Source organism: Mucilaginibacter humi, from assembly GCF_013087555.1.
The window spans coordinates 1-23,030 of record NZ_JABFCR010000057.1 but is presented as its reverse complement, the minus strand read 5'-3'; the positions used below and the strand labels follow the sequence as shown (position 1 = coordinate 23,030).

At 43.0% G+C, this 23,030-nt stretch carries 35 protein-coding genes and 5 pseudogenes; 24 read left to right on the top strand and 16 right to left on the bottom strand.

From position 1 onward, the window contains the following. Positions 1-331 precede the first annotated feature (331 nt). Positions 332-706, top strand: coding sequence for a hypothetical protein (locus HK413_RS11785; RefSeq protein WP_175270284.1), 375 nt, complete (start codon positions 332-334; stop codon positions 704-706). Next, positions 639-1,265 carry a hypothetical protein gene (locus tag HK413_RS11780; RefSeq protein ID WP_175270283.1) on the top strand — a complete coding sequence of 209 codons (627 nt, stop codon included), beginning with the start codon at positions 639-641 and terminating at the stop codon, positions 1,263-1,265. The genes HK413_RS11785 and HK413_RS11780 overlap by 68 nt, the downstream gene beginning before the upstream one ends. Here HK413_RS11780 and HK413_RS21430 read toward each other — a convergent pair. The 3 genes from HK413_RS21430 to HK413_RS11770 form a co-directional block, all read right to left on the bottom strand. Then, the gene (locus tag HK413_RS21430) at positions 1,262-1,447 is read right to left on the bottom strand and encodes an aldo/keto reductase (protein ID WP_317169541.1); all 186 of its coding nucleotides are present in this window, start codon (positions 1,445-1,447) and stop codon (positions 1,262-1,264) included. The genes HK413_RS11780 and HK413_RS21430 overlap by 4 nt on opposite strands. A 145-nt stretch (positions 1,448-1,592) precedes the next feature. Further along, on the bottom strand, positions 1,593-2,210 hold the full coding sequence (locus HK413_RS11775) for an aldo/keto reductase (protein WP_317169540.1): 618 nt from the start codon (positions 2,208-2,210) through the stop codon (positions 1,593-1,595). Next, positions 2,203-2,457, bottom strand: a complete 255-nt coding sequence (locus HK413_RS11770; protein WP_175270282.1) for a hypothetical protein — start codon at positions 2,455-2,457, stop codon at positions 2,203-2,205. The genes HK413_RS11775 and HK413_RS11770 overlap by 8 nt, the downstream gene beginning before the upstream one ends. Before the next feature lie 48 nt (positions 2,458-2,505). Between HK413_RS11770 and HK413_RS11765 the strand changes: the two genes are divergently transcribed. The 5 genes from HK413_RS11765 (at position 2,506) to HK413_RS11745 (ending at position 5,741) form a co-directional block, all read left to right on the top strand. Next, on the top strand, positions 2,506-2,748 hold the full coding sequence (locus HK413_RS11765) for a DUF3820 family protein (protein WP_175270281.1): 243 nt from the start codon (positions 2,506-2,508) through the stop codon (positions 2,746-2,748). Between the two features lie 64 nt (positions 2,749-2,812). After that, the gene (gene msrA, locus HK413_RS11760) at positions 2,813-3,469 is read left to right on the top strand and encodes a peptide-methionine (S)-S-oxide reductase MsrA (protein ID WP_175270280.1); all 657 of its coding nucleotides are present in this window, start codon (positions 2,813-2,815) and stop codon (positions 3,467-3,469) included. Positions 3,470-3,600: 131 nt separating this feature from the next. After that, entirely contained in the window at positions 3,601-4,584 is a 984-nt protein-coding gene (locus tag HK413_RS11755; protein WP_175270279.1) for a carboxypeptidase-like regulatory domain-containing protein, read from the top strand. 87 nt (positions 4,585-4,671) lie between these two features. After that, on the top strand, positions 4,672-5,052 hold the full coding sequence (locus HK413_RS11750) for a carboxypeptidase-like regulatory domain-containing protein (protein WP_175270278.1): 381 nt from the start codon (positions 4,672-4,674) through the stop codon (positions 5,050-5,052). Between the two features lie 8 nt (positions 5,053-5,060). Further along, complete coding sequence (locus HK413_RS11745) at positions 5,061-5,741, top strand: hypothetical protein (RefSeq protein ID WP_175270277.1); 681 nt, start codon at positions 5,061-5,063, stop codon at positions 5,739-5,741. Between the two features lie 2 nt (positions 5,742-5,743). Here HK413_RS11745 and HK413_RS20050 read toward each other — a convergent pair whose 3' ends face one another. From HK413_RS20050 to HK413_RS11730, 5 genes are all read right to left on the bottom strand, one after another. Next, positions 5,744-6,061 (bottom strand): CorA family divalent cation transporter, encoded by a 318-nt coding sequence (locus HK413_RS20050; RefSeq protein WP_262886901.1) that lies wholly within the window; start codon positions 6,059-6,061, stop codon positions 5,744-5,746. Next, complete coding sequence (locus HK413_RS20045; RefSeq protein WP_317169543.1) at positions 6,061-6,435, bottom strand: CorA family divalent cation transporter; 375 nt, start codon at positions 6,433-6,435, stop codon at positions 6,061-6,063. The genes HK413_RS20050 and HK413_RS20045 overlap by 1 nt, the downstream gene beginning before the upstream one ends. A gap of 211 nt (positions 6,436-6,646) precedes the next feature. After that, entirely contained in the window at positions 6,647-6,859 is a 213-nt protein-coding gene (locus HK413_RS11735; RefSeq protein WP_175270276.1) for a hypothetical protein, read from the bottom strand. Further along, complete coding sequence (locus tag HK413_RS21425; protein ID WP_317169542.1) at positions 6,859-6,909, bottom strand: hypothetical protein; 51 nt, start codon at positions 6,907-6,909, stop codon at positions 6,859-6,861. The genes HK413_RS11735 and HK413_RS21425 overlap by 1 nt, the downstream gene beginning before the upstream one ends. A gap of 2 nt (positions 6,910-6,911) precedes the next feature. Then, positions 6,912-7,310: a WbqC family protein gene (locus tag HK413_RS11730; protein ID WP_317169539.1), complete on the bottom strand. Its 399-nt coding sequence runs from the start codon at positions 7,308-7,310 to the stop codon at positions 6,912-6,914. Between the two features lie 446 nt (positions 7,311-7,756). Between HK413_RS11730 and HK413_RS11725 the strand changes: the two genes are divergently transcribed. The 3 genes from HK413_RS11725 to HK413_RS18290 all read left to right on the top strand — a co-directional run bounded on the left by HK413_RS11725 (position 7,757) and on the right by HK413_RS18290 (position 9,377). Continuing rightward, positions 7,757-8,383, top strand: coding sequence for a lysophospholipid acyltransferase family protein (locus HK413_RS11725; protein ID WP_246230440.1), 627 nt, complete (start codon positions 7,757-7,759; stop codon positions 8,381-8,383). A 113-nt stretch (positions 8,384-8,496) separates the two neighbouring features. After that, positions 8,497-9,162: a glycosyltransferase family 2 protein gene (locus HK413_RS11720; protein ID WP_317169538.1), complete on the top strand. Its 666-nt coding sequence runs from the start codon at positions 8,497-8,499 to the stop codon at positions 9,160-9,162. After that, positions 9,159-9,377 (top strand): hypothetical protein, encoded by a 219-nt coding sequence (locus HK413_RS18290; protein WP_246230438.1) that lies wholly within the window; start codon positions 9,159-9,161, stop codon positions 9,375-9,377. Before HK413_RS11720 ends, HK413_RS18290 begins: the two co-directional genes overlap by 4 nt. Before the next feature lie 133 nt (positions 9,378-9,510). On the opposite strand, the gene HK413_RS11715 is transcribed toward HK413_RS18290, so the two are convergent. The 5 genes from HK413_RS11715 to aroQ all read right to left on the bottom strand — a co-directional run bounded on the left by HK413_RS11715 (position 9,511) and on the right by aroQ (position 12,409). Then, positions 9,511-10,065, bottom strand: a complete 555-nt coding sequence (locus HK413_RS11715) for a mechanosensitive ion channel family protein (protein ID WP_175270275.1) — start codon at positions 10,063-10,065, stop codon at positions 9,511-9,513. Continuing rightward, complete coding sequence (locus tag HK413_RS11710) at positions 10,026-10,484, bottom strand: hypothetical protein (protein ID WP_175270274.1); 459 nt, start codon at positions 10,482-10,484, stop codon at positions 10,026-10,028. The genes HK413_RS11715 and HK413_RS11710 overlap by 40 nt, the downstream gene beginning before the upstream one ends. Next, on the bottom strand, positions 10,433-10,948 hold the full coding sequence (locus HK413_RS11705; protein WP_175270273.1) for a hypothetical protein: 516 nt from the start codon (positions 10,946-10,948) through the stop codon (positions 10,433-10,435). The genes HK413_RS11710 and HK413_RS11705 overlap by 52 nt, the downstream gene beginning before the upstream one ends. Positions 10,949-11,015: 67 nt before the next feature. Further along, positions 11,016-11,924 carry a hypothetical protein gene (locus tag HK413_RS11700; RefSeq protein WP_175270272.1) on the bottom strand — a complete coding sequence of 303 codons (909 nt, stop codon included), beginning with the start codon at positions 11,922-11,924 and terminating at the stop codon, positions 11,016-11,018. A gap of 65 nt (positions 11,925-11,989) precedes the next feature. Then, positions 11,990-12,409 (bottom strand): type II 3-dehydroquinate dehydratase, encoded by a 420-nt coding sequence (gene aroQ / locus HK413_RS11695; protein WP_175270271.1) that lies wholly within the window; start codon positions 12,407-12,409, stop codon positions 11,990-11,992. Positions 12,410-12,449: 40 nt separating this feature from the next. On the opposite strand from aroQ, the gene HK413_RS11690 reads away from it, so the two are divergent. Both HK413_RS11690 and HK413_RS21420 read left to right on the top strand, forming a co-directional pair. Then, on the top strand, positions 12,450-13,109 hold the full coding sequence (locus tag HK413_RS11690) for a tyrosine-type recombinase/integrase (protein WP_317169537.1): 660 nt from the start codon (positions 12,450-12,452) through the stop codon (positions 13,107-13,109). 8 nt (positions 13,110-13,117) lie between these two features. Then, a pseudogene (locus HK413_RS21420) lies at positions 13,118-13,348 on the top strand (tyrosine-type recombinase/integrase); the annotation flags it as partial. Positions 13,349-13,470: 122 nt separating this feature from the next. Here HK413_RS21420 and HK413_RS11685 read toward each other — a convergent pair. After that, positions 13,471-13,722 carry a class I SAM-dependent methyltransferase gene (locus HK413_RS11685; protein ID WP_175270270.1) on the bottom strand — a complete coding sequence of 84 codons (252 nt, stop codon included), beginning with the start codon at positions 13,720-13,722 and terminating at the stop codon, positions 13,471-13,473. Continuing rightward, positions 13,707-14,336, bottom strand: a complete 630-nt coding sequence (locus HK413_RS11680; RefSeq protein ID WP_175270269.1) for a HemK/PrmC family methyltransferase — start codon at positions 14,334-14,336, stop codon at positions 13,707-13,709. The genes HK413_RS11685 and HK413_RS11680 overlap by 16 nt, the downstream gene beginning before the upstream one ends. A 383-nt stretch (positions 14,337-14,719) precedes the next feature. On the opposite strand from HK413_RS11680, the pseudogene HK413_RS22310 reads away from it, so the two are divergent. The 10 genes and pseudogenes from HK413_RS22310 to bioB form a co-directional block, all read left to right on the top strand. Then, positions 14,720-14,842: pseudogene (locus HK413_RS22310) on the top strand (hypothetical protein); the annotation flags it as partial. 62 nt (positions 14,843-14,904) lie between these two features. Then, positions 14,905-15,951: a bifunctional diaminohydroxyphosphoribosylaminopyrimidine deaminase/5-amino-6-(5-phosphoribosylamino)uracil reductase RibD gene (gene ribD, locus HK413_RS11670; protein ID WP_175270268.1), complete on the top strand. Its 1,047-nt coding sequence runs from the start codon at positions 14,905-14,907 to the stop codon at positions 15,949-15,951. Between the two features lie 6 nt (positions 15,952-15,957). Further along, positions 15,958-16,665: an EamA/RhaT family transporter gene (locus HK413_RS11665; protein WP_246230436.1), complete on the top strand. Its 708-nt coding sequence runs from the start codon at positions 15,958-15,960 to the stop codon at positions 16,663-16,665. Then, a complete protein-coding gene (locus HK413_RS18285; RefSeq protein WP_246230434.1) occupies positions 16,652-16,825 on the top strand; it encodes a hypothetical protein in 174 nt (57 codons plus the stop codon). Before HK413_RS11665 ends, HK413_RS18285 begins: the two co-directional genes overlap by 14 nt. Before the next feature lie 12 nt (positions 16,826-16,837). Then, a pseudogene (locus tag HK413_RS11660) lies at positions 16,838-17,451 on the top strand (IMPACT family protein). Between the two features lie 112 nt (positions 17,452-17,563). After that, positions 17,564-17,947, top strand: a complete 384-nt coding sequence (locus HK413_RS18280; RefSeq protein ID WP_246230432.1) for a magnesium transporter MgtE N-terminal domain-containing protein — start codon at positions 17,564-17,566, stop codon at positions 17,945-17,947. 82 nt (positions 17,948-18,029) lie between these two features. Then, positions 18,030-18,221 (top strand): hypothetical protein, encoded by a 192-nt coding sequence (locus tag HK413_RS18275; RefSeq protein ID WP_246230431.1) that lies wholly within the window; start codon positions 18,030-18,032, stop codon positions 18,219-18,221. A gap of 5 nt (positions 18,222-18,226) precedes the next feature. Next, positions 18,227-18,271, top strand: a pseudogene (locus HK413_RS22305) (hypothetical protein); the annotation flags it as partial. 3 nt (positions 18,272-18,274) lie between these two features. After that, positions 18,275-18,910 carry a magnesium transporter gene (locus HK413_RS18270; RefSeq protein WP_246230429.1) on the top strand — a complete coding sequence of 212 codons (636 nt, stop codon included), beginning with the start codon at positions 18,275-18,277 and terminating at the stop codon, positions 18,908-18,910. Between the two features lie 25 nt (positions 18,911-18,935). Beyond that, positions 18,936-19,949, top strand: coding sequence for a biotin synthase BioB (gene bioB / locus HK413_RS11650; protein ID WP_175270267.1), 1,014 nt, complete (start codon positions 18,936-18,938; stop codon positions 19,947-19,949). Between the two features lie 110 nt (positions 19,950-20,059). Here bioB and HK413_RS11645 read toward each other — a convergent pair whose 3' ends face one another. Continuing rightward, entirely contained in the window at positions 20,060-20,938 is an 879-nt protein-coding gene (locus HK413_RS11645) for a diiron oxygenase (protein WP_175270266.1), read from the bottom strand. Between the two features lie 146 nt (positions 20,939-21,084). Here HK413_RS11645 and HK413_RS11640 point away from each other — a divergent pair. Both HK413_RS11640 and HK413_RS11635 read left to right on the top strand, forming a co-directional pair. Then, positions 21,085-22,338, top strand: a pseudogene (locus HK413_RS11640) (putative DNA modification/repair radical SAM protein). 232 nt (positions 22,339-22,570) lie between these two features. Beyond that, positions 22,571-23,030: TIGR03915 family putative DNA repair protein (locus HK413_RS11635; RefSeq protein ID WP_175270265.1), on the top strand; the 460-nt coding region annotated here is incomplete at its 3' end.

Below are 23,030 nucleotides of genomic sequence, written 5' to 3'. Positions count from 1 at the left end.
GGTTTATTTTTTGCCGCATTTAATACTACACGAGTTCGGCAACTACCGGTAGCAATAGCTGAATATCTTTCTATTTTCATGAGTTGTTTAGTTTATCTACCAAAAATAACATAATAATTTTTAAGGCTGATAACCAAATTTAATATTAAGAGGGCTTTCATAATCTGTTCAAATTTTATTTATGTAAAATTATATTCTTATTATGTGTAAATAAACAATATTAAATTTCTTTTTTGATAAAGTAATCAGTTTATCCGGTAAGGTTGTTTAATCGGTAGATTAAACCCTGCTCATTATTCATCGTCATAGCTATATACAAAAAACAAAGAATATGAAAAAGGTAGCTTTAATATCAGCAATAGCATTAAGTGGTTTATTTTATAGCAACGCAAATGCACAATTATTACAAATAGGATTACATTTAGGCGGAGGGCGCCCCGTGGTAGAGGCATTAGTAACACCATCAGTAGCGGTTAGTTACAGTAATGCCGACCAGTATTATTATATGCCGGAGGTTGATGCTTATTACAGCCCTTACGAAAGGGTATATTATTATAACGAAGGCGGAAGATGGGTATCAAACGCTTACTTTACCCGGCGAGTACCGCAATTACGACTGGAGAACCGCCCGTCGTTAAGTGCGCGCACACCGCCCATATTTAAACGCAGATGTATATCGCGAAAAATACAGAGGTTATGCACGTGACTGGAACCGTAGGGATGATAGGTTTGATAACCGTAGAGATGAAAGATTTGACAATCGTAACGACCGCAGGGATGACAGGTTTGATAACCGTAACGACCGCAGGGATGATGGCCCGCGCTTTGTAAGACCTAATGAGTATCGTGGAGCCGAACACGCTGATAACCGTGGTTGGAATAACGGAAACAGGAGAGATGACAGGAATGATCATGGACAAGGTAACTATAACCAGCAACCACAACAAAACTGGCCATCACAACCTTCGAGAAATGATAATAATGGCCAGCAACAAGGCAGGGGACAAGGTGGTTATAACCAACCTTCTCAACAACAACCTCAAACCAACCATCACGTCAAAATGGTGGTGGTCAGCAAAGAGGCAACGGTAACTCAGGCAATCGTTTTGCCTACAACGGTCAAAACGGGCGGGGCAGAGGGTTCTAATATAATTTCCTCCATCATATATTATAAAGCAAAAGCCACCGTAAGGTGGCTTTTTGCTTTATATCCTGCTTGTCATTCTGATTTTATCATAGAAATCAGGATGACAACTGGTTTTTAATAGCTGCTCGCCTCATCCAGCAACGCGATAGCCTTCTCACTCAAATTTAAATGTACCGCCTGCGTAGTATCATGCAATTGCTTAACCGATGTAGCGCTGGCGATAGGCGCTGTGATACCCGGCCCGGCAATTACCCAGGCTATGGCCACACTTGCAGGAGTGGTTTTGTATTGAGCGGCCACTTCATCAAGTGCAGCTAAAATTTTAAAGCCACGTGGGTTTAAATATTTTTAACGCCACCGCCTCGTGCGCTTTTTGAAAGGTCAGCTTCCGATCTGTATTTGCCGGTTAAAAATCCGCTGGCAAGCGAATAAAAAGTTATCACGCCTATATGATTTTCAACACAAAGTGGCTCCAACTCTTTTCGTAGCCCTCGCGGTCGAACAAATTGTATTCGGGTTGCAGGGTTTCATAGCGGGCAAGGCCATTGGCTTTGCTTACTTCCGAGGACTCTTTAAGGCGTGCCGCACTATAGTTTGATGCGCCTATGGCTCTTACCTTGCCTTGTTTTATCAGGTCGGTATAGGTGGCTAAGGTTTCTTCAAATGGTGTGCCCTTATCATCATCGTGGGATTGATAGAGATCGATATAGTCAGTCTGTAAACGCATTAATGAATCCTCCACCGCTTTGGTAATATAAGCTCTGGAAAGTCCATGCTTACCTTCGCCCATGGGTTTGCCAACTTTGGTAGCGATGATCACCTTATCGCGCTTGCCTGATTTTTTCAACCAGTTGCCAATAATGGTTTCAGATTCGCCGCCTTTATTGCCCGGTACCCATTTGGAATAAACATCGGCTGTATCAATAAATTCAAGTCCTGAGTCTGTAAAAGCATCCAACAACTCAAAAGATTGTTTTTCATCAGCCGTCCAGCCAAACACATTTCCGCCAAAACAAAACGGGCTTACCATAATGTCCGATTGGCCTAATTCTCTTTTATTCATATATGTTATTAGGTGTGCAATTTCGCAATTTGTTCGGCCATTTCATCAACCCAACCAAAAGATATGGTTCTGTACCGGCAATTTTATGCCAGTTACCGTTTTGGTCGGGCGCTATTACCAAATGCAGGGTGTCATCTATCGCATCAAACTGGTAGGCGTTTTTATATCCGCTGTGAGTTACGTGTTGTATTATCCCGTTAACCGGTCCATCTGTACCGGTTAGGGTAGCGTTAAATTGTTGTTCCATAATAATTGAACAGCAATTTTAGGGTTGTGTTTTTATATCTTTACCGACATGGAGCCAGTAAAGCCCGATACCCAGATACTGATTGATATCGTAAAAACCAGAATGCCTTTTGGCAAGTACAAGGGCACGCTGATATGCGACCTGCCTGCTTATTACCCGGAGTGGATGAAGAGCAAAGGCTTCCCGCCGGGTAAAATGGGTATGATGTTATCTACTACATTCGAGATTAAAACCAACGGACTAAACAGCATCTTGCTTAAAGTTAAAAATGTTGTTAATGCCCAAAGGTAAATGACGGCAGTATGACCATCCGCAAAGCCCGGGCTGCGTATATTTGATAAAACCGTAATAGATCATGAAAAATTCAATTCTGTATATTTTATTTAGCCTTGCCATATTTGGCTGTGCTAATGGGCAAAACAGGCCCGGCGACATGGAGATTGTAAGCGTGCCTAAACCAAAAGCCGGCCAGGCAGTGGCTACATTTGGCGGCGGGTGTTTTTGGGCGATGAGCGAAGCGTTATCTGAACTAAAAGGGGTAGACCAGGTAGTATCAGGCTTTGCCGGGGGCACTACTAAAAACCCAACTTACGAAGATGTTTGCACCCGCACTACCGGCCACGCCGAAGTTGTGCAGGTTTACTATGATCCAAAAGTTATCAGCTATGAAAAGCTTGCCGAGGCTTTCTTTTACGCGCATAACCCAACCGAGCTGAATTACCAGGGGCCTGATGAGGGTACCGATTACCGCTCGATAGCGTTTTACCGCACACCCGAAGAGAAAGCAACCTTACAAAGCCTGATCAAAACCATCAACGCGTCAAAGCATTACAAGGGTGCTATTGTTACCCGTGTTGAGCCATTTAAGGTGTTTTATGCTGCTGAAAAGTATCACCAGGGATATTACCGGGCGCATCCGTCTGCAGGTTATATCCAGTCGGTTTCAGTACCAAAGGTTATGAAAATGCGTGCTATGGAAAAGGCATTTTTAAAGCCAGAGTTTCAGAAATAGAAGATATCGGTACAAACAAAAAAGCCATCTTGCAAAATAAAGTAAGGTGGCTTTTTTGTTTGGTAATCTTGCAAATATTTGCTTAATATTTTTATCTTCACGCTATAAACCAAAAAAGCCTGAACACAATAATGAAACATTTCCCCGGCGCTGTTAATTGTTTTAGTCCTTCGGATAGATGCGACGGCGCAGGCTACTTACACTATCAGCGGAATTGTAAAAACACCAAAGGCGAAAAGATCCAATCGGCTACGGTATTTATTACCGGTACCCAAAAAATGACAATGACCGATGCCGACGGTGGTTTTACCTTTAAAGGTATAATACCGGGTAACTACCAGGTTGTAGTAAACATGTTGGGTTACAATTCGATAAAAGAAGATATAACTTTAAAAAATGGTCCGGAGACACTTAACCTGGTGCTTTCCGGTAAAGATATTGCTTTAAAAGAAGTGGTTATAGCTGTTAAAAAGCAGTCAAAACGAAACATGAATTTCTTCTATAAGTACTTTATGGGGCCAAGCTATAACCCCGATCGTTATAAAATACTTAACCCTGAAATTATTGACTTTGTAGATACAGATACCGCTTTAACGGCAACTACGTCTGATTTTTTGATCATAGAGAATAAAGTGTTAGGCTATCGGGTGAAATACCTGCTTAAAGCATTTGTGCAGTGGTATGATAAGAATAATACTTATTATGATGGCGACTACATTTTTGAACCGATGGAAGGTTCGCCTGCGCAGGAATATTTTTGGGCAGAGAATCGAAAACGGACCTATTATGGATCTTTAATGCACTTTTACAGATCAGTTTATGCCGGTACCACCCGCAAAGAAGGGTTTTTAATGTATAAAAGGAACCCCGATAATAAAGGTGTTTTCGCATCGGTTGAACGCAACCCTGCGGACGTTGAGCAAATGGTAGCCCGCACGGATAGTAATTATATAAATATAAAAATAGACCCCCGGGTTAATATAGTGTATGATAAAGAAAAAGCCTCGCAACCGGATGAAGCGGATAGCGGAAAAACAAAAAGTTTAGCTTTTAGCCTTGGTAACAAAGGCAGCCTGATATTGGTTGTGGGTAAGGTTGATAGCAGGGGAGCATAGCATCAAAAAATATCATTATCGCGGTTATTGGGCAAGCCAACGAATAGCCAACCTATTGCCTTTTGAATATAAGCCTGATTATTCCAAATGATGAAAACAAAAAATATCCTGGCATTATTTGCCTTTATACTGCTTCAATTAAATATTTATGCGCAGAACAATTACAGCATTAGCGGTACAGTTAAAAACACAACAGGCGAATTGATGGAATCTGCAACAGTGTTTTTAGCGGGGTCTGAAAAGATTGTAGCAACTGATAAACAGGGAGCTTTTAGATTTAATAATATCGACCCGGGTACTTATCAGGTAGTAATAACCATGGTGGGCTATACTTCGGCAAAACAAAACGTAATTGTACAGGATAAACCCGAAACCGTAGATTTAGTATTAGGCGAAAAGCAAATTGTACTGAACGAGGTTATAATAGGGGATAAAAACGCCCGGGCAAACATCTTAAAACATTTATAAAATACTTTTTGGGCGAGTCGGCCAACGCTAAGGCTTGTAAAATACTTAATCCGGATGTGATTGAGTTCTCAACCACCAAAGGGGTTTTATTGGCCACTACGCCAGATTTCCCGGTTATAGAAAATGCCAACTTAGGCTATCGAATAAAGTACCTACTTAAAAACTTTAGCTATAACTCAACTTTAGATGTTACCCTGTATGATGGCGATTGCATTTTTGAACAGTTAACGGGCACTGCCGAACAACAGGCATTATGGATAAAGAACCGAAAATTAGCCTATGAAGGTTCGTTGATGCATTATTTAAGGGCGCTTTTTACTAATACCACACGTGCCGAAGGGTTCCTGACGTACGCTATTTTTGGAAAAACCTTCCCGATAACGATAAACCCCAGTGAAGTTCCAACAGAACAAATCATTAAACATATCAACAGCAATTTTATAAAGTTCAAGTACGACTACCGCTTTTATACTGTATATGATAAAAAGAAGGCGGCCAAACCAATAAAAATGAACGAGAATAGTAGTGAGTTTATACCGGATATTCCATCTAATGCGTCTATTTTTTTAGTTGATTCGCAAATCGACCGCAGGGGTAGTTATGCCGATTATAAAACGTTACTGATCCGGGGGATGTGGGGGCGCAAGCGATTAGGTGACCAATTGCCGTTGGAGTATGTACCTAATTAAGCCTACAACTTTGTAAACCAACCCTTTTTCCAAAACACCACTACCTGTATCAAGGCTATAAGCAACATTCCGCCCAATGCATAGTAATAACCATGCGGCGAGTACAACTCGGGCATGTTATCAGGCATTTGCTTGTTGGTAATCGGGTCGACACGCGAAAAATTCATACCGTAAATACCCGCTACAAAAGTTAAGGGGATAAATATTACCGAGATGATGGTCAATACCTTCATTATCTCGTTCATGCGGTTGCTCACCATGGATAGGTACAGATCTATAACGCTGTTGGCAATCTCTTTGTAGTTTTCTATCAGGTCCATTACCGGATGCAGTGGTCGTAAGCGTCGCGCAAAAACATTTTAACCTCGGCGGTTATTAATGGATTTTCGGTACGTAAGGTGTCGTTTATTTTATCGCGCTCGGGCCAGGTAATCCGCCTCAGGATGATAAGTGTACGCTTAAGCTGCTGGGCATCATACATAATGGTTTTATCCGCATTGCTATATAAGCGGTCCTCTATAGTGTCCAGTTCATCACCAAGTTTGGCCAACAGTACAAAGTAGGTGTCTATAATTGTGTCAGACAGGGCATAGCACATATACCCCGGCCCGGCGGTGCGTATAGCGCCCTTACTCGCGGTCAGCCGTGCCTTTACTGCTTCAAAATGTTCGGCATGCGTTTCCTCAAAACTGATGATGAGATTTTTTTAACCAGTGTAGAAAACTGGTAATTACATAGTTCGCCCTCCTTATTGAAATAAATCTGACGGCTTACGCTAAAAACATAATCCTCATATTCATCAAACTTTGGGCGCTGGTGGGTATTCACGATATCCTCTAATACCAGCGAATGGACCTTTAAATGGGTGCCAATGTCAGCTATCAGTTTGGCATCGCCCAGCCCTTTTATCTGGATCCAGTGGGTATGATCTGTGCATTTTTAAGCTGATCAAGCACAATTTTAAGGTCGTGGCCCTCATCAGTAACTAATTCGTGTTCGTTATAAGAGTAAACTTTAATAATTGGCTTTACGGCATCGTCTGGCGGGTTGATCATTCCCGGGCGTTCGCCCACTTTGCGGCTGCGGCTTTTATAGCGTACTCTTTTTAAATGACCCATTATAAATAATTTATGGTTTGCGGCCCCCGGTTAAATAACAGATCGACAATACTTAAATTTTTAATGAACCCGTTACGTTCCTCAAAAACCGGAAGTAAGGTTTTTGTTCAAAATCAAATTCTTTTTTAGGGCTGATGCTATCGCGATAGTCAGCTAAGCCCGGGTAATTCGCCTCGTAAGTTTCGGTGTATTGCAGCGGTAACGACACCTTGATAAACTTTAACAGCATCTGTAAAAGCTGCTCATTATAATCAAACAGGTACGTAAAGTGCTTTTGATAAAAAGGAGCAAAGTCATCCTCATAATATTCAAAATAAGCCGACCGGCGATAGCAGGTTTCGAGGCTCATCCAATGCAGGCGCTGCCATTTAAAATCATAACTTATTTTAACATCTTTTACCCCGGTGTGCATTTTTGAGCCTTTAACCACAGGCACCGTAAGCGCCAGCACACCATCAGGCGAATATATATTCGCACGGTTACGGTACGTTTGTTTAGGGAAATGTTCCCCGGCGTTCTATCAGTATATCAGGCTTGTAGGTATTAAGTTTGCTAAAATAAGCTACAGGCGGAAGATAAAACATGGGTAACACAGCGCCTTTTTCGATCATATATTTTGTTATGTTTGCAGATAATACGCAGCGAAAATAATGATAAATAAAGGGCTTTCAAGGTTAGGTATATTCTTTTTGTACCGGTTTCTTTACTACCCTTTTGGTTATTATACGTAATATCCGATTTTTTATTCTTTGTATTATACTACGTTATTGGCTACCGCCGTAAAGTAGTGCAGGAAAACCTGCAAAATTCGTTTCCCGAAAAGTCAGTTGCCGAGCGCGCGTATATCGAAAAAAGTACTTCAGGTACCTTGCCGACCTGATTGTTGAAACGATAAAAATGATCAGCATATCAAAGGCCGAACTGCAGCGCCGCCTGGTATGCACCAATCCTGAAGTTGTTTCATATTACAAGGCAACAGGCAAGAGTGTTACCGCGGTTGCCGGGCATTATTGCAACTGGGAGTGGGCAGGCGCGGAGTTTAGCATTGATACCCGCTTGTTTGTAATTTACAAGCCGTTAACCAGCCATGTTTTTGATAGCTTCTTTATTAAAGTACGTACCCGTTTTGGCGCCATAGCGGTGGCTATGAAACAAACCTTACGCACTATGGTGGCCCATAAGAATGAGTTTACTGTAACCGTTTTTGCCGGCGACCAAACCCCCATACGCGAGCAAAAAAACTACTTCACCCAATTTTTGAATCAGCCTACGGCGGTTTTCCAAGGGATAGAGAAGATTGCAAAGCTGATAGACTCGGCAGTAATATTTTATGACATGAAACGGGTTAAACGGGGATATTATACTTACACAATTGTACCTTTGGTTGAAAACTCAAAAGAAAGCGCCGAGCACGAAATTACCGAAGCGCATGTTAAATATTTAGAAGTGATGATAAAACGCGAGCCGCAATACTGGCTATGGTCGCACCGCAGGTGGAAATTTAAACCGGAGGGTGCTAATTAAATGAACGCACAACCTAAAGTTGCCATCGTAATTTTAAACTGGAACGGCTTAAAACACTTGCGCCAGTTCCTGCCGTCGGTATTAACCTCTACCCGCCCAACCTCGATCTTGTTGTGGGCGACAATGCCTCTACGGACGGCTCTGTTGAGTTTATTCAAACCAGCTATCCAAACATTCGGGTCATTCAAAACGATGCGAATTACGGCTTTACAGGCGGTTATAACAGGGTGCTTGCCCGTGTTGAGGCTGATTATTATATCCTGCTAAATTCGGACGTTGAGGTGCATCCGTGCTGGATAGAACCCGTAATAACCCTAATGGAAAGCGACCCGCTGATTGCAGTGGCGGCGCCTAAAATAAAATCCTATAATCAAAAAAACAGCTTCGAGCACGCCGGTGCCGCCGGTGGCTTTATAGACAGTTTTGGCTACCCGTTTTGCCGTGGCCGGATTGTTAACGAGACAGAGCAGGATAACGGTCAGTACGAGCAATCGGGCGAGATCTTCTGGGCATCTGGCGCGTCAATGTTTATCAAAAAGAAATACTGGGACGAAGCCGAAGGGTTTGACGAGCAGTTTTTTGCACACATGGAAGAGATTGACCTTTGCTGGCGCTTAAAGAACAGCGGTTATAAAGTAATGTATTGTGCGCAGTCAGAGATCTTCCATTTAGGCGGCGGTACACTTACTGCTGAAAATCCATTTAAAACCTATTTAAATTTTAGGAACAACCTGCTGCTGATAAAAAGAACCTGCCGTTTTGGAAAGGATTTATTGTGATTGGCTTCCGTTATTTTCTGGACCTTGCTGCACTGTTGCGTTTTTTAACCGAGGGTAAACGCAAGGATGCCCGGGCGGTTAGCCGCGCGCACCAATATTTTATCCGGCATATTTTTGAAAGCGGCAGCCATGCGTCAAGCACCCATCTCAAGAAATATAATCCCAAAGCTTACCGGTATGTACCATGGCAGTATTATGTGGGCCTTCTTCATTAAGAAGCTGCGTAAGTTTACTGACCTCGATAGGGAAAGATTTTATTAACCATTGCATTTTACGATTTTGACCCAAGTTTATCGGGAGGGTTCAGATCATTAATGTTTAATGCTTTTCCTTCCGGGAGATGCAGGTTCAAATCCGGCTGGTGGTTGACATCTGGATGCCTTCTTTTTCAAACACCGTGAAGATATCGCTCAGTACATGGGTTTTTAATTCCAGCCACTGGCTAATGTCATCGGCCCAAAACAGTATCCTGAAATCAACCGAACTACCGTTGAGGTTATGAAGAAATACCAACGGTTTGGGTTCTTTCATAACGTCCTCGCGGGCATTCAGCAGATCAAGCAGTAGGTTCTTAACTTTCTCTATCTCGGTACCGTATTTTACGCTTACAATCAGTTCTATCCGGCGGTTGTTGTTGCTTAGCGTCCAGTTAACTACGTGGTGAGATATCAGGTCGCCATTAGGAATAATCACCTCGGCACCATCGCTGGTAGCTATTTTACTTGCACGGATACCTATTTCCTGGATAGTGCCGGAACGGTTATCGACCTCGATGATATCGCCTATCTGTACCGGTTTCTCGAAAGCCAGTATTAAGCCTGATACCAGGTTATTCACAATGTTCTGCAAGCCAAAGCCGATACCTATACCGAAGGCACTGATAATAATGGTGATCTTATCCAACGGGAAGTTTGAAGCAAATACCGCCAGAAAAAGCCCACGGTAAATACACCGATCCGGATAAGCAGGGTAGAGGTACGGTTCTTCTTTTTAAGCGCGGCGATCTCGGTGGACCGTTGTGCCGAGATGTCATAAAAGTAACTGATGATCTTTGACAGTACAGATGATAACCAGATTACCGCTATAAACACCACAAAGCCGCTGAATGTAAATTGCGCACCGCCAACAGTATGCTTTTGGGTTAACACACCGGTTATATAGTCCGTCGCCGAATCATCAATATTTAAATTCTGGAACAGGAAAAACAGCCAAAGCATGCCGGCAAGCACATTCAATATCTTCCTGATTTTGGTATGCAGCAGCGCATAATCTATCCAGCTAACCGTGCTATCCGCATCTTTTTTAGATTGAAATTGCAGCAATAATCCCCGGCTGATGATCTCGACCACATAATACAAGCTAACCAGAACCATAAATTGTAGGTCGCGGTGATGCTTATTATTTTAGCCAGGCTAAACCTGCCGGATACATCACATATTAAAGCCAGTATTTGTAACCCTATAAATATGCGTAATACAACGCCCGTATGTTTAGGGTAATCTGCCGGCTTTAGCGTTACTTTCCTGTTAAAACTATAAGCAATACCTACACCTGCCATCGCCAAAAACAAAATGATAAACCTGTCCAGGTTGGTGATCTGGATCAGCAAATTGCTGGCGCTGTAAACGATAGTGAGGAAAAACAAGTTTCGCAGGGCATTGAACAGGTTTGCATTAAGCGTACGTTTTACCAGCATTAATACCAACACGAGGGAGGTAAGAAAAAAGCCCTCTAAAAATATAACCGGCGGGTGATCGTAGAAGTAAGGGATAATAACAACGGGCACCAATAAGGTGGATATAACCGGGTATTTATAAATATAATTGGCCTGGGTAAAAATAAGTTCGGGGTCCTCATGGTCTCGTTTTATTTTTTTGGCGATTATATAATACCCACCCAATCACTATCACTAAAAACACCAGCCCTATAAAATGCGTGGTAGTTTCCTTCCGGATAAAGTAATAAAGCTGGGTGCTGTTTAAGTCTGCCGTGCCTTGTACCGCCGTTTTGATGTTGTTATACTGCGGATCGATATCCCAAATCGGCCCAAATTCGCCTTCAAAAGCACGCTGGGCAAATCTTTTTACTTTGGTATCTATCTGGTCGGTTTCGTCTAAAGCGTTGGAGTAGGCTATGGCTACGCGGTTCTGCAACAGGTTAATCTTAAACAGGTTCTTCCGGTTAGCCGAATCGGCCGTTATCCATAGCAGGATTACCTCTTTCCGGCGGTCGAAAAATGTTTTGCGTAAAACACTGTCGGTAGGCATGGTTGTGAGGATCAGCGAATCCTTGGTGAACTTTAGCAGGTCGTTTTGGTTTTGGATCAGTTTATCATCAACTGCGTCCAAATCATCCTGCCAGCCTTCCAGCCGTTCCTGTATGTGGTCAAGGTTATCCCGTAACACAAACAAATAGCGCAGTGTGCTTGATTTATGGGTATTGGCCTGATTTTTTATTTTATTGATCCGCTTGAGTGTTGACGGTATTTTAGCGCTTACATCAGCGGTATCTAAACCAGCAGCAAGATTGTTTTTTATTAAATTAAAGGTAATGCTGTACTGTTCCAGCTTTTGCAGCTGCGAGTTTACAGAGGTATCGGCTTTATTAAAACTGCGCAATACCGAATCGCGCGAGTGCATGGCCTTGCGCTGTTTCTTGTTTAACGACCGTGTTTCGGAATTGTCATTCTGCGCATAGCCGCGCCCGGAAGTGATAAAGTAAGCGGCAGTTACTAATATAAAATATCTAAATACGTTGTGCATCTGGCAAGGGTAAGTGCTTCCATAACACAAAACCCGCAAAAACGTTTTAAATAATTAAAATATAGTTATTTAACTATCAAACTTTCAATAGCTAAACGGTAGCCATCCATGCCAAAACCAACAATAATGCCCTTGCAGTTTGACGACAGGAAACTATGGTGCCTGAACTCTTCGCGCTTGTGTACGTTTGAAATATGTACCTCAACTACAGGTGTGGTAATAGCTGCAATCGCATCGGCAATAGCCACTGATGTATGGGTATAAGCGCCTGCATTAAGTACAATACCGTCTTCACTGAAGCCAATTTCATGAAGCTTATTAATCAACTCGCCCTCAACATTACTTTGATAATAAGTAATGTTAACATCAGGATAGCGGCTTTTTAAACCCGCTAAATAGGTCTCAAAACTGCTGTCGCCGTAAATAGATTTCTCGCGTACGCCCAGTAAGTTTAAATTTGGGCCGTTAATAATATGTATATTCATTAGTTCAAAGCTAATTATAAAACATCAAAACTAAAATCAATTGAACTGGCCATCGGCAATAAAAGGTTTTCAGGCTTATTTAAAACTCGAAAAGTCGCTTTCGGCAAACTCCATCGCGGCCTATACCCGCGATGTACACCGGCTATATGAATATACCGAAACCCAGTTACCAACCATTAATCCCGAGAATATTGTACTGAAGGACCTGCGCCAGTTCATCAATTGGGTAAATGAGCTGGGCATGATCCCGTCCTCCCAAGCGCGTATCCTGTCGGGTATTAAAGCGTTTTATAAATATATGCTGATGGAGGACATTATAAAAAGTGACCCGTCAGAGTTATTAGAATCGCCCAAAATAACCCGCAAGCTGCCCGATACATTAAGTTACGAAGACATTAATAAACTGATCGATGCCATAGACCTGTCGCGCCCTGAAGGCCCCCGTAACAAAGCTATCCCGGAAACTTTATATGGCTGCGGACTGCGTGTAACCGAGTTAACCGAGCTTAAATTATCTAACCTGTACCTCGATATCGAATTCATCAAAGTATTTGGCAAAGGCAGTAAGGAGCGTTTGGTACCCATAGGCGGCTCGGCAGTAAAAGCTTTAAAGATCTGGATAGAACAGGTGCGCGTACATAATCCCATAAAAAAGGAGAGGAGGACTTTGTTTTCCTTAACCGTCGCGGCTCGCGGTTAAGCCGGGTTTATATTTTTATGCTGATAAAAGATCTGGCAGCAATAGTGGGATTAAAGAAGACGATCAGTCCGCATACTTTCAGGCATTCATTTGCCACGCATTTGGTGGAGGGTGGCGCCGACCTGCGTGCCGTACAGGAAATGCTGGGACATGAAAGTATTACGACCACTGAAATCTATACACATTTGGACAGAGAGTATTTGAAGGGGACGATCATTCAGTATCATCCGAGGAATTAGGCCTCACCCCAACCCCTCTCCAAAAGGAGAGGGGCTTTTAACAGTCTTTTAATTTCACTTTACGCCTTGCATCGAAGTCCCTCTCCTTTGGAGAGGGATTAGGTGAAGCTAAACCAGGCAACTTACCGGATTACCTTCACCATCCTATCCCTGCCGCTCATATCCTGCCTTAATTCCACATCCTTAAATCCCTTACTTTCCAATAGCGCCACAGTTTCTTTTCCCAAACTTTCATTGATCTCAAAAAACAATAAGCCGTCTTTCACTAAGTTAGTTATCGCGAAATCGGCAATCGCTTTATAAAAAAGTAACGGGTCATCTTCGGGTACAAAAAGGGCAGTATGAGGTTCAAAATCTGTTACATTGGTGTGCATGCGCTTTTTATCATCAAGCGTAACGTAGGGGGATTGGATATGAGTATTGAGTATTGAGTATTGAGTAGTGAGTTGGTTTGGGATTTTATAATATTTGCCTCTATAAAATTTACATCAACCTCGTTTAACTCCGCATTTTGTTTTGCTGTTTTTAAGGCTACTGCGGATATATCAATTGCCGAAACCTGTGCCTGCGGCAAATTCTTTTTCAAACTAATTGCTATACAACCTGTGCCTGTACCAATATCCAAAATGTTAAATCCTGCTACTGACCCTGCAACTGCTACTTCAGATAGTGCCCATTCCACCAGCTCTTCAGTTTCCGGTCGGGGTATAAGTGTAGCCGGGTTTACTAAAAACTTCAGGCCATAAAATTCGGTATAGCCTAAAACATATTGTAACGGTTTGCCGGTTTGCAGTTGGTTGAGGATATTGTTTGCTTCTTCCTGCTGGGTTAGGCTTAGTTCCTTTTCGGGGAAAGCCTTGATTATACCTTTTGATGTATTGAGCAGCTCTGTTAAAACTGTCAGCGTTATAGCTTCGGTTTCGGGTGCGTCATATATTGTATTAAGCCGTTGCTTATAAATTTCAAATACATTTTTAATGGTTTTCATGCAACGGCAAATGGGTGGTTAACAAGGTAGCTAAGTAACCAAAAATATAATAAAGGAAAAAGGAATGCATAAAATGGCTGCAAACATTTATGCATTCATGTATACCTGTTTACTCCTTTTTGGTGTATGCAAAACTGTTAAATGTACCAAAAATTACAACTTGCTAACCTTTTATCCGTACAAGGCACTGAAACTTAAATACTAACACAAAATAATAAACATGACAAAGGCAGACCTTGCAAAGGAAGTATCGCGTAAAACCGGAATAGAGCCCGAAACCGTAATGGAAGTTTTCCAGAGTCGCTTGCTACAATTAAAGACGCAGTTGTAAATGGCGAAGGTTGTTATTTTAGAGGCTTTGGTACGTTTGCTCCAAAAAACGTGCCAGTAAAATAGGCCAGAATATTACCAAAGGCGAAATGGTGGTTGTGCCTGAGCATAACATAGCATATTTTAAACCCGGCCGCGAGTTTAACGCCGAAATGAAAAAGCTTAAAGTAGTTTAACATTCCCTCTATCTTTATCAGGTTAGTATTTGCTATAGCGTAATAAAAGCTACTTTTGCAGTATGCGCTATTATCAAATATTTATGCAACGCTGCCTTGACCTTGCCGCTTTGGGCCCGGGCAAGGTTAGCCCTAACCCTATGGTGGGCGCTGTTATTGTGCATGACGATAAAATAATAGGCGAAGGCTACCACCAGCAATACGGCCAGGCACATGCCGAGGTAAACGCGGTAAACGACGTGTTATTAAAATTTGATAATGCCAAGGAACTATTCCAGCAATCCACCATTTACGTATCCTTAGAGCCCTGCGCGCATTACGGCAAAACACCACCCTGTGCCGATCTGTTGATCAAACACCGCTTTGCTAAAGTAGTGATTGGCTGCCGCGATCCATTTGATAAAGTTGATGGTAAAGGCATAGAAAAGCTACAGGCTGCCGGTATTGAAGTAATTGTTGGGGTTTTGGAGGATGAATGCAAATGGCTGAACCGCCGTTTCTTTACCCGGATACAAAAACAACGCCCGTATGTAATATTAAAATGGGCGCAAACCGCCGATGAGTTTTTCGCGCCTGATGATAACCAACAATTCTGGATAACCGGCCCCGAATCGCGCAGGCTGGTGCATCAATGGCGCAGTGAGGAAGATGCTATTTTGGTGGGGAAGAACACCGTAGCTATTGATAATCCACAATTGAATGTGCGGTATGGCGATGGCCGTTCGCCAAAGCGGGTGGTTATTGATCGCCGGCTTGAGCTAAAGCCCGATCTTAACGTATTCGATCAATCTGTTGAAACACTTATATTTAATGGTGTTAAAACAGATGTTGAAGGCAAGAACAAATACATAGCTTTAGAGGATTTTGACCGCTACGTTCCGCAATATATTTTATACCAATTATACTTACAGGACATCCAATCAGTTATTATTGAGGGTGGTGCTTATACGTTAAATGCTTTTATTAATGCCGGGGTTTGGGATGAGGCACGCATATTTACCGGCAAGGCAACTTTAACAGCGGGCATAAAAGCGCCAAAAATAAACGGTATTATTGCCGAAGAAATTCCGTCAGGAACAGACTACCTACAAATACTTTATAACAAATAATAGCCCATGCTATACGTTTTACTAAGCATCTGCTGCAGTGTAATAGTATCCATTATGTTAAAGCTGGCCAAACGTTACCACGTTGATGTGCTGCAAGCCATAACCTGGAACTATTCAACCGCTATTTTATTAACCTGGGTTATTTTTAAACCGCATTTTGCCAACCTTAACCTGCAGGCCGCGCCCGTTTATAATTTCGCGGCATTGGGTATCTTGTTGCCAATACTGTTTGTAATACTGGCAACATCTGTAAGGCTTACCGGTATAGTGCGTACAGATATCGCTCAGCGACTATCGTTATTTATACCCATACTTGCGGCGGGATTTATTTTTGGAGAAGTATTAAGCCCGTTAAAACTGGCGGGTATAGCTATTGGCTTTGCAGCAATTATTTGTTCTATCCCGTGGCAAAAGGGAAGGGGCGGCAAAGCAACCTCAGGCTCGTGGTTTTATTTGCTCATCGTATTTATCGGCATGGGTGTGATAGATGTATTGTTTAAACAACTGGCTACGTTTAAAGCCGTGCCTTACACCACCTCGCTTTTTCTGGTCTTTGTATTGGCGTTTATCTGTTCGCTGATATTGCTGATTATTAAGATAGCGCGCGGCAAAACCAAATTCTCATTCCCACACATCCTTATTGGCTGGGCTCTGGGGATAGCCAATTTTGGTAATATCCTGTTCTATTTAAAAGGGCACCGTGGCTCTGGCTAATCAACCATCAACCGTATTTACGGCCATGAACATGGGGGTAATTATGTTAGGGGCTTTAGTGGGGCTGGCTGTATTTAATGAAAAGCTAAGCACACTAAATAAAGTGGGCCTGTTTTTAGCACTGGCAGCTATTGTGGTGATAACTTATGCATCGTATTAATAAAAATATGTCATGCTATTCGACGATACCTACCGCACCATAGAACACCCTGCCGAAGGCATCTTCCGCGACCGGGGCAGCAAGTTTTTGGCGTATGCTTATCCTATAACCTCAGAGGCCGAAATAAAAGGCATTGTAGCTTCCCTAAAATCAGAACACCCTAAAGCTAATCACTACTGCTGGGCCATGCGTTTAACTGCCGACCGCGCAGTGTTTAAATTAAATGATGATGGCGAACCCTCAGGCACTGCAGGCAGGCCGATATTAAATACCCTGCTTTCAAAGGATTTAACCAATATATTAGTGGTGGTGGTACGGTATTTCGGCGGGACATTGCTGGGGGTTCCCGGCCTGATCAACGCCTACAAAATGGCCACCGAAGAAGCGCTGACCCATGCGGTTGTCATTGAAAAACCGTGAATGATGTTTATACTATTAGCTTTGATTACCTGCAGATGAATGATGTAATGCGCTTAATTAAAGATTCTGACCTGGCTATCCTTAACCAGCAATTTGATAATGATTGCAGCATACAGGTAGCTATCCGTAAAATGCAGGTGAATATGGTGCTGGATAAATTAGATAAGGTTGCAGGCGTTAAGTTTAAGTACGATCATAGTGTTTAAAGCCATAGATGCTAACTTCAGTTATGAATATACCCGATGCTGACAGCGTTAAGTTCAATTAATCCCTTTTTATTCCCCGTTTACAAGCATAAATGCCTAATTTAGTCGGGATATGCAATCATTCGAAATAGATAAAACCGACCTTCTCCGCATTAAGACCGCGTTGGAAGGAGACGATGCTGAATTAGAGATAGTTCTGAAAGAGTATCATGCGTCGGAGATTGCCATATTATTCGAGAAGCTTGAGCAGGAGGATAAGGAGCGCATCATCAATATCCTGCCAACGGACATCGCATCAGATGTAATCGCCGAAATGGACGAGGAACACCGTCCCGGCGAGCTGTTGATCAACCTTGATCCCGAGAAACGCGCCGATATCGTAGAAGAGCTGGACTATGACGATGCTACGGATATCATCTCGCAGTTAGAAGAGCACGAGCAGCAGGAGATCCCGGAAGACATCGACCAGAGGATGCCAGCAGCATCCGCGCCCTGATGAGTTATGACGAGAATACTGCCGGCGGCTTGATGAACTCGGCGCTGATCTGTGTTAACATCAACTCAGATAAAAGGGAGCGTTGGATGAGATCATCCGTCAATCAGAAGAGATGGAAGAGTTTTATACCATCTATGTGGTTGATAATGCCCGCATACTGCAAGGCATTGTATCTATAAAAGACATAATTAAGGCTCATGCGGATACTAAAATAAGGGCCATCTATAAGGATGAGCCGGTATATGTTAAGGCCGACCTTGACCAGAAGAAGTAGCGAAGCTGATATCACAATATAACTTAACAGCCATACCGGTAGTTGACGATAACATGAAGTTGTTGGGGCGTATTACGGTTGATGATATCATTGACGTAATGGAGCAGGAGAGTACCGAGGATATGTTAAAGATGTCCGGTGTATCCGAAGACGAGGAACTGAGCGGTAACTGGCAGGACGCGGTAAAAAGCCGTTTGCCCCGGTTAATTGTAAACTTAGCTACCGCGTTTTTAGCCGCATCGGTAATCAGGCATTTCGAGCCTATCGAGAAACAATTCCCGGTTATTGTGGCTTATTTGACCATTATTGGCGGTATGGGCGGTAACTCGGCCACTCAGGCGCTCGCTGTAACTATTAGGCGCATCTCGTTGAGCGATCTGACCGATAACCAGGCTTACCGCACCGTATTAAAAGAATTTTCGGTAGGGTTGATCAACGGTGCCGCAAATGGGGTAATTGTATTTTTATTTGCCCTATGGTATGATAAAAACCCAATGCTGGGTTTAGTGCTGTTTTTAGCCATGACCGGTAATTTGGTAGTAGCCGGTTTAACAGGCGCATCTATCCCATTGATACTAAAACGTTTAAATGTCGATCCGGCTGTTGGGTCGTCCATCATCATTACAACATTTACAGATTGCATAGGCTTTTTGCTGCCATTATGGTTAGCATCAACACTTTTATTATAAATTTGAAACTTCAAAACTCTACACAATGGCAGAAGTAAGACATAACTGGACTAAAGAAGAAATTACTGATATATATAACACTCCGTTGCTTGACCTGGTTTACTGTGCAGCCAGCATCCATCGCGAAAACAAGGATTACGCCGAGGTACAGATAAGCTCGCTGATCTCCATAAAAACGGGTGGCTGCCCCGAGGATTGTGCTTACTGCCCGCAAGCCGCACGTTATAACACCGGTGTGGATGTACATGCTATTATGCCTAAAGAAGAAGTGATAGCCGTAGCCCAAAAAGCTAAGAACGGCGGCGCTTCAAGGTTATGCATGGGCGCAGCGTGGCGCGAAGTACGCGATAACCGTGATTTCGACAAAGTAATTGATATGGTAAAAGCGGTAAACGCTTTGGATATGGAAGTTTGCTGCACCTTAGGCATGCTTACCGAGAGCCAGGCGCAACGCTTAGCTGATGCCGGACTATATGCTTACAACCACAATTTAGATACCTCAGAGGACGACTACAAGCGGATCATCACCACCCGTACTTATGATGACCGATTACAAACTTTAGAACATGTGCGTAAAGCCAAGATCTCGGTTTGCAGTGGTGGTATCATTGGTTTAGGCGAAACTACAGCGGACCGCATATCAATGCTTAAAACATTGTCTAATCTGCCACAACATCCTGAATCGGTACCTATCAATGCCCCGGTACCGGTAAAAGGCACGCCATTGGCAGAGCAGCCACGGGTATCTGTTTGGGATATGGTAAGGATGATTGCTACAACACGTATCATCATGCCTAAAACGGTTGTACGCCTATCTGCAGGCCGTACCGAGATGAGTACCGTTGAGCAGGCGTTTTGCTTTATGGCAGGAGCTAACTCTATCTTTGCCGGCGAGAAGCTGTTAACCACGCCAAACCCATCATTTGATGAAGATATGGCCATGTTTGAACTGCTGGGCCTAACCCCGCGAAAGGCCTTTAAAAATGGTCGCCCGGAGATAAAAGAGATTAAGGAAATGAGTATTAATGAGGTGATTTGATCCTTGTTTGTCATCTCGAAACGAAGTGAGAGATCTTATACACCCTGCGAGGGAGCGCTTGTTTAAGATTTCTCACTCGTTCCTCGTATCGAAATGACAATCTTAAAAAGCTATACCCTCGCACCCAACACCCATCGCCACGCAAATCGCGTTAGCGTATTAAAACCTTTCCAGCTGTCAACAAATTCAATAATGTCGTGCAGGCAGTTGTCGGCAAACTTTTGTTTGAAGTTTTTTGATGCCAGCTTATAGGCCTCGTCGGGGTTTTCAAGCCCTATGCGCTCGTATATTTCCTTCTTAACATACATAGTACGTACAAACAGGATATTAAACAGGATAACGTAGCTATATAACGTCCGTTTGATATATCCGGCCTTAGCCGAATAATTCTTTAATAGGGCTTTGGTAAATAAGATATGCCGTCCTTCTTCAATATTGTGCAGGTCGAACATTTTCTTTAACACCGGGTAAATATTCCGTGCACGGCGGGCGTGGTTGCCGTAAACGTCAGTCACCAACTCAACCGATACACTACCCATAAACAAGTAATCGGCAGGGAGATACTTGTTGCTAAACTCGCCGAAGAAACGGTGCAGCCCGCTTTGTTTAATAGGCTTGCCACCAATTTTGGCAATAGCTTGGGCAAACATCTCCTGGTGCCTAAACTCTTCTATAAGTTCACGAATTAAAAATTGGTGCTCCACATTATCAGCAGGCAGCGTAATTAAATGTCGCGTCATGAAAACACAAAACAGGCACTCGCCCCAGGCGTATGATGCTATTACCTGCACCAGCTCGTGCCGGCCCAATTCAAGTTTTTGAGCAGGGGTTAGTGTTTCATAAATGTCCAGCCCCTGCAGTGATGTTAAAGTTTCGGGTAGGAAAATATCATCGGGCTCGGGCTCCAGTTGCCGGGGTATATAAGTTTCCGGCATCAGGGGGCGTTCCCGGCTTATCTTGATTAACCGTTCTACTTCTCTAACATCCATATAGTAAAGATACGTGGTATTGGCGCGTTTAGTTAACCCTTAGTGTCTTATAATGTTTGCAGGTATTATAACGACCACTTTCAGGAATATCATTAATTATCCCCTTTAATATAAAATGCTAAAAATATTAGTATTTTTGATTTGCTATGACTGAGGAAAGGATAACAGAGAAATTAAACATTTTGGCCGATGCCGCCAAGTATGATGTATCATGCGCATCAAGCGGAAGCAAGCGAAAAATGATAATAAAGGACTGGGCAATGCCAGTAACGGTATCTGCCATAGCTATACCGAAGACGGGCGCTGCGTATCCCTGTTAAAGATCCTGTTAACCAACCATTGTATTTTTGATTGTGCCTACTGTGTGTCACGCAAGAATAATGATATCAAAAGGGCGGCATTTACTGTGCAGGAGGTGGTTGACCTCACCATCAATTTCTATCGACGTAATTATATCGAGGGTTTGTTTTTAAGCTCGGGTATTTTTAAGGATGCCGATTATACCATGGAACGGTTGGTACGCATAGCCAAAAAGTTACGCACCGAGCATAAGTTTAACGGCTATATCCACCTCAAATCAATCCCCGGCGCAAGTGATGAACTAATGCGCGAGGCCGGCTTATATGCCGACAGGCTTAGCGTTAACCTGAAATGCCAACCGAAGAGGGATTGAAGTTATTAGCCCCTGATAAAAACCGGCAGGATATGATAGACCCCATGCAGTTTTTAAAGGACGAGATCATTTTAAGAAAAGACGAAAAGAAGCTTTTTAAAAAAGCACCCATGTTTGCGCCGGCTGGGCAAAGCACCCGTGTAATTGTAGGTGCTACACCCGAGACAGATCAGCAGGTATTGCAATCGGCCAATTATTTTTATAAGAGCTATAACTTAAAGCGGGTGTATTACTCGGGCTACGTGCCGGTATTGGCTGATAAACGCCTGCCTTCACTAAATACAAGTGTACCTATGGTGCGCGAGAACAGGTTGTACCAGGCCGACTGGTTGATGCGCTTCTATGGCTTTAATGTAAATGAGATCGTAAACCAGGATCAACCATTGCTCGACCTCGACATCGACCCTAAACTAAGCTGGGCTATCCGTAACATGCAGGCTTTTCCTATCGATATTAATAAAGCCGATCTGCACTTAATATTACGTGTGCCGGGTATCGGGGTACAATCGGCACAAAAAATTGTGAGCGCACGCAAGCATAGCCGTTTAAACTGGGATCAGTTAAAAAAATAGGCATAGCGGTTAACCGTGCCCGTTATTTTATTACCTGCAACAGTACCGAGTTTGAGCGGCGCGATCTGACCGGTAATAACATTAAACAGTTTATCCCGGCCGAATCGCAAAGCAAATATTTAAAGAATAAACCTAACCAGCTTAACTTGTTTTAGAGCCTCACCCCAACCCCTCTCCAAAGGAGAGGGGCTAAAATATTAAGTAATAAACGCCGCATTCAGAACCCTTTCCTTGGAGAGGGCAGGGTAAGGCTAAACAACATGCTATGACCACTTTATTTTACGATGGCAGTTTTGAAGGATTGCTAACCGCTATATATGAAATTTACGACCGTAAGCTTGGATTGGGAAATTACAAAAGGGCGAGTTGTATGATAACGCGTTGTTTGTGGATACACTAAAGGTTGTCACCAGTGATAGTTATGCTGCGCGGGTACTAAAAGGCTTGCGTACCAAACTATCGCCAAACGCAGTGCAACGATTATACATAGCGCATATGGCCGAGATAGCTAATGAAGAAAACAACCTGGTGGGTTATATAAGGTATGTGTTTGACAGCACACAAAATATTGAGGACGATTACGGCAACCGCTTTGTAATGCGGATATCAGAAATAGTGCGGATGGTGCGGCGCGAAAAGCATAGGATGGAGGCCTTTGTGCGGTTTCAGAAACTAAAGGACGAAACCTATTATGCCACTGTCGAACCTGATTTTAATGTATTACCGTTGCTGATACGACATTTCAGGAACAGGTACACTGATCAGAAATGGATAATTTATGACCTGAAGCGTAACTATGGCATCTATTACAATATGCACGATACCGAGTTTATAACACTTGATTTTG

Bases quoted from the DNA above. Each gene is read 5' to 3' on its own strand.
- HK413_RS11785 (WP_175270284.1), top strand. From the start codon at position 332: ATGAAAAAGGTAGCTTTAATATCAGCAATAGCATTAAGTGGTTTATTT.
- HK413_RS11775 (WP_317169540.1), bottom strand. From the start codon at position 2,210: ATGAATAAAAGAGAATTAGGCCAATCGGACATTATGGTAAGCCCGTTT.
- HK413_RS11770 (WP_175270282.1), bottom strand. From the start codon at position 2,457: ATGGAACAACAATTTAACGCTACCCTAACCGGTACAGATGGACCGGTT.
- HK413_RS11765 (WP_175270281.1), top strand. From the start codon at position 2,506: ATGGAGCCAGTAAAGCCCGATACCCAGATACTGATTGATATCGTAAAA.
- msrA (WP_175270280.1), top strand. From the start codon at position 2,813: ATGAAAAATTCAATTCTGTATATTTTATTTAGCCTTGCCATATTTGGC.
- HK413_RS11755 (WP_175270279.1), top strand. From the start codon at position 3,601: ATGAAACATTTCCCCGGCGCTGTTAATTGTTTTAGTCCTTCGGATAGA.
- HK413_RS11750 (WP_175270278.1), top strand. From the start codon at position 4,672: ATGATGAAAACAAAAAATATCCTGGCATTATTTGCCTTTATACTGCTT.
- HK413_RS20050 (WP_262886901.1), bottom strand. From the start codon at position 6,061: ATGGACCTGATAGAAAACTACAAAGAGATTGCCAACAGCGTTATAGAT.
- HK413_RS11735 (WP_175270276.1), bottom strand. From the start codon at position 6,859: ATGGGTCATTTAAAAAGAGTACGCTATAAAAGCCGCAGCCGCAAAGTG.
- HK413_RS11725 (WP_246230440.1), top strand. From the start codon at position 7,757: ATGATCAGCATATCAAAGGCCGAACTGCAGCGCCGCCTGGTATGCACC.
- HK413_RS11700 (WP_175270272.1), bottom strand. From the start codon at position 11,924: ATGCACAACGTATTTAGATATTTTATATTAGTAACTGCCGCTTACTTT.
- aroQ (WP_175270271.1), bottom strand. From the start codon at position 12,409: ATGAATATACATATTATTAACGGCCCAAATTTAAACTTACTGGGCGTA.
- HK413_RS11685 (WP_175270270.1), bottom strand. From the start codon at position 13,722: ATGCACACCAATGTAACAGATTTTGAACCTCATACTGCCCTTTTTGTA.
- HK413_RS11680 (WP_175270269.1), bottom strand. From the start codon at position 14,336: ATGAAAACCATTAAAAATGTATTTGAAATTTATAAGCAACGGCTTAAT.
- ribD (WP_175270268.1), top strand. From the start codon at position 14,905: ATGCGCTATTATCAAATATTTATGCAACGCTGCCTTGACCTTGCCGCT.
- HK413_RS11665 (WP_246230436.1), top strand. From the start codon at position 15,958: ATGCTATACGTTTTACTAAGCATCTGCTGCAGTGTAATAGTATCCATT.
- HK413_RS18280 (WP_246230432.1), top strand. From the start codon at position 17,564: ATGCAATCATTCGAAATAGATAAAACCGACCTTCTCCGCATTAAGACC.
- HK413_RS18270 (WP_246230429.1), top strand. From the start codon at position 18,275: ATGAAGTTGTTGGGGCGTATTACGGTTGATGATATCATTGACGTAATG.
- bioB (WP_175270267.1), top strand. From the start codon at position 18,936: ATGGCAGAAGTAAGACATAACTGGACTAAAGAAGAAATTACTGATATA.
- HK413_RS11645 (WP_175270266.1), bottom strand. From the start codon at position 20,938: ATGGATGTTAGAGAAGTAGAACGGTTAATCAAGATAAGCCGGGAACGC.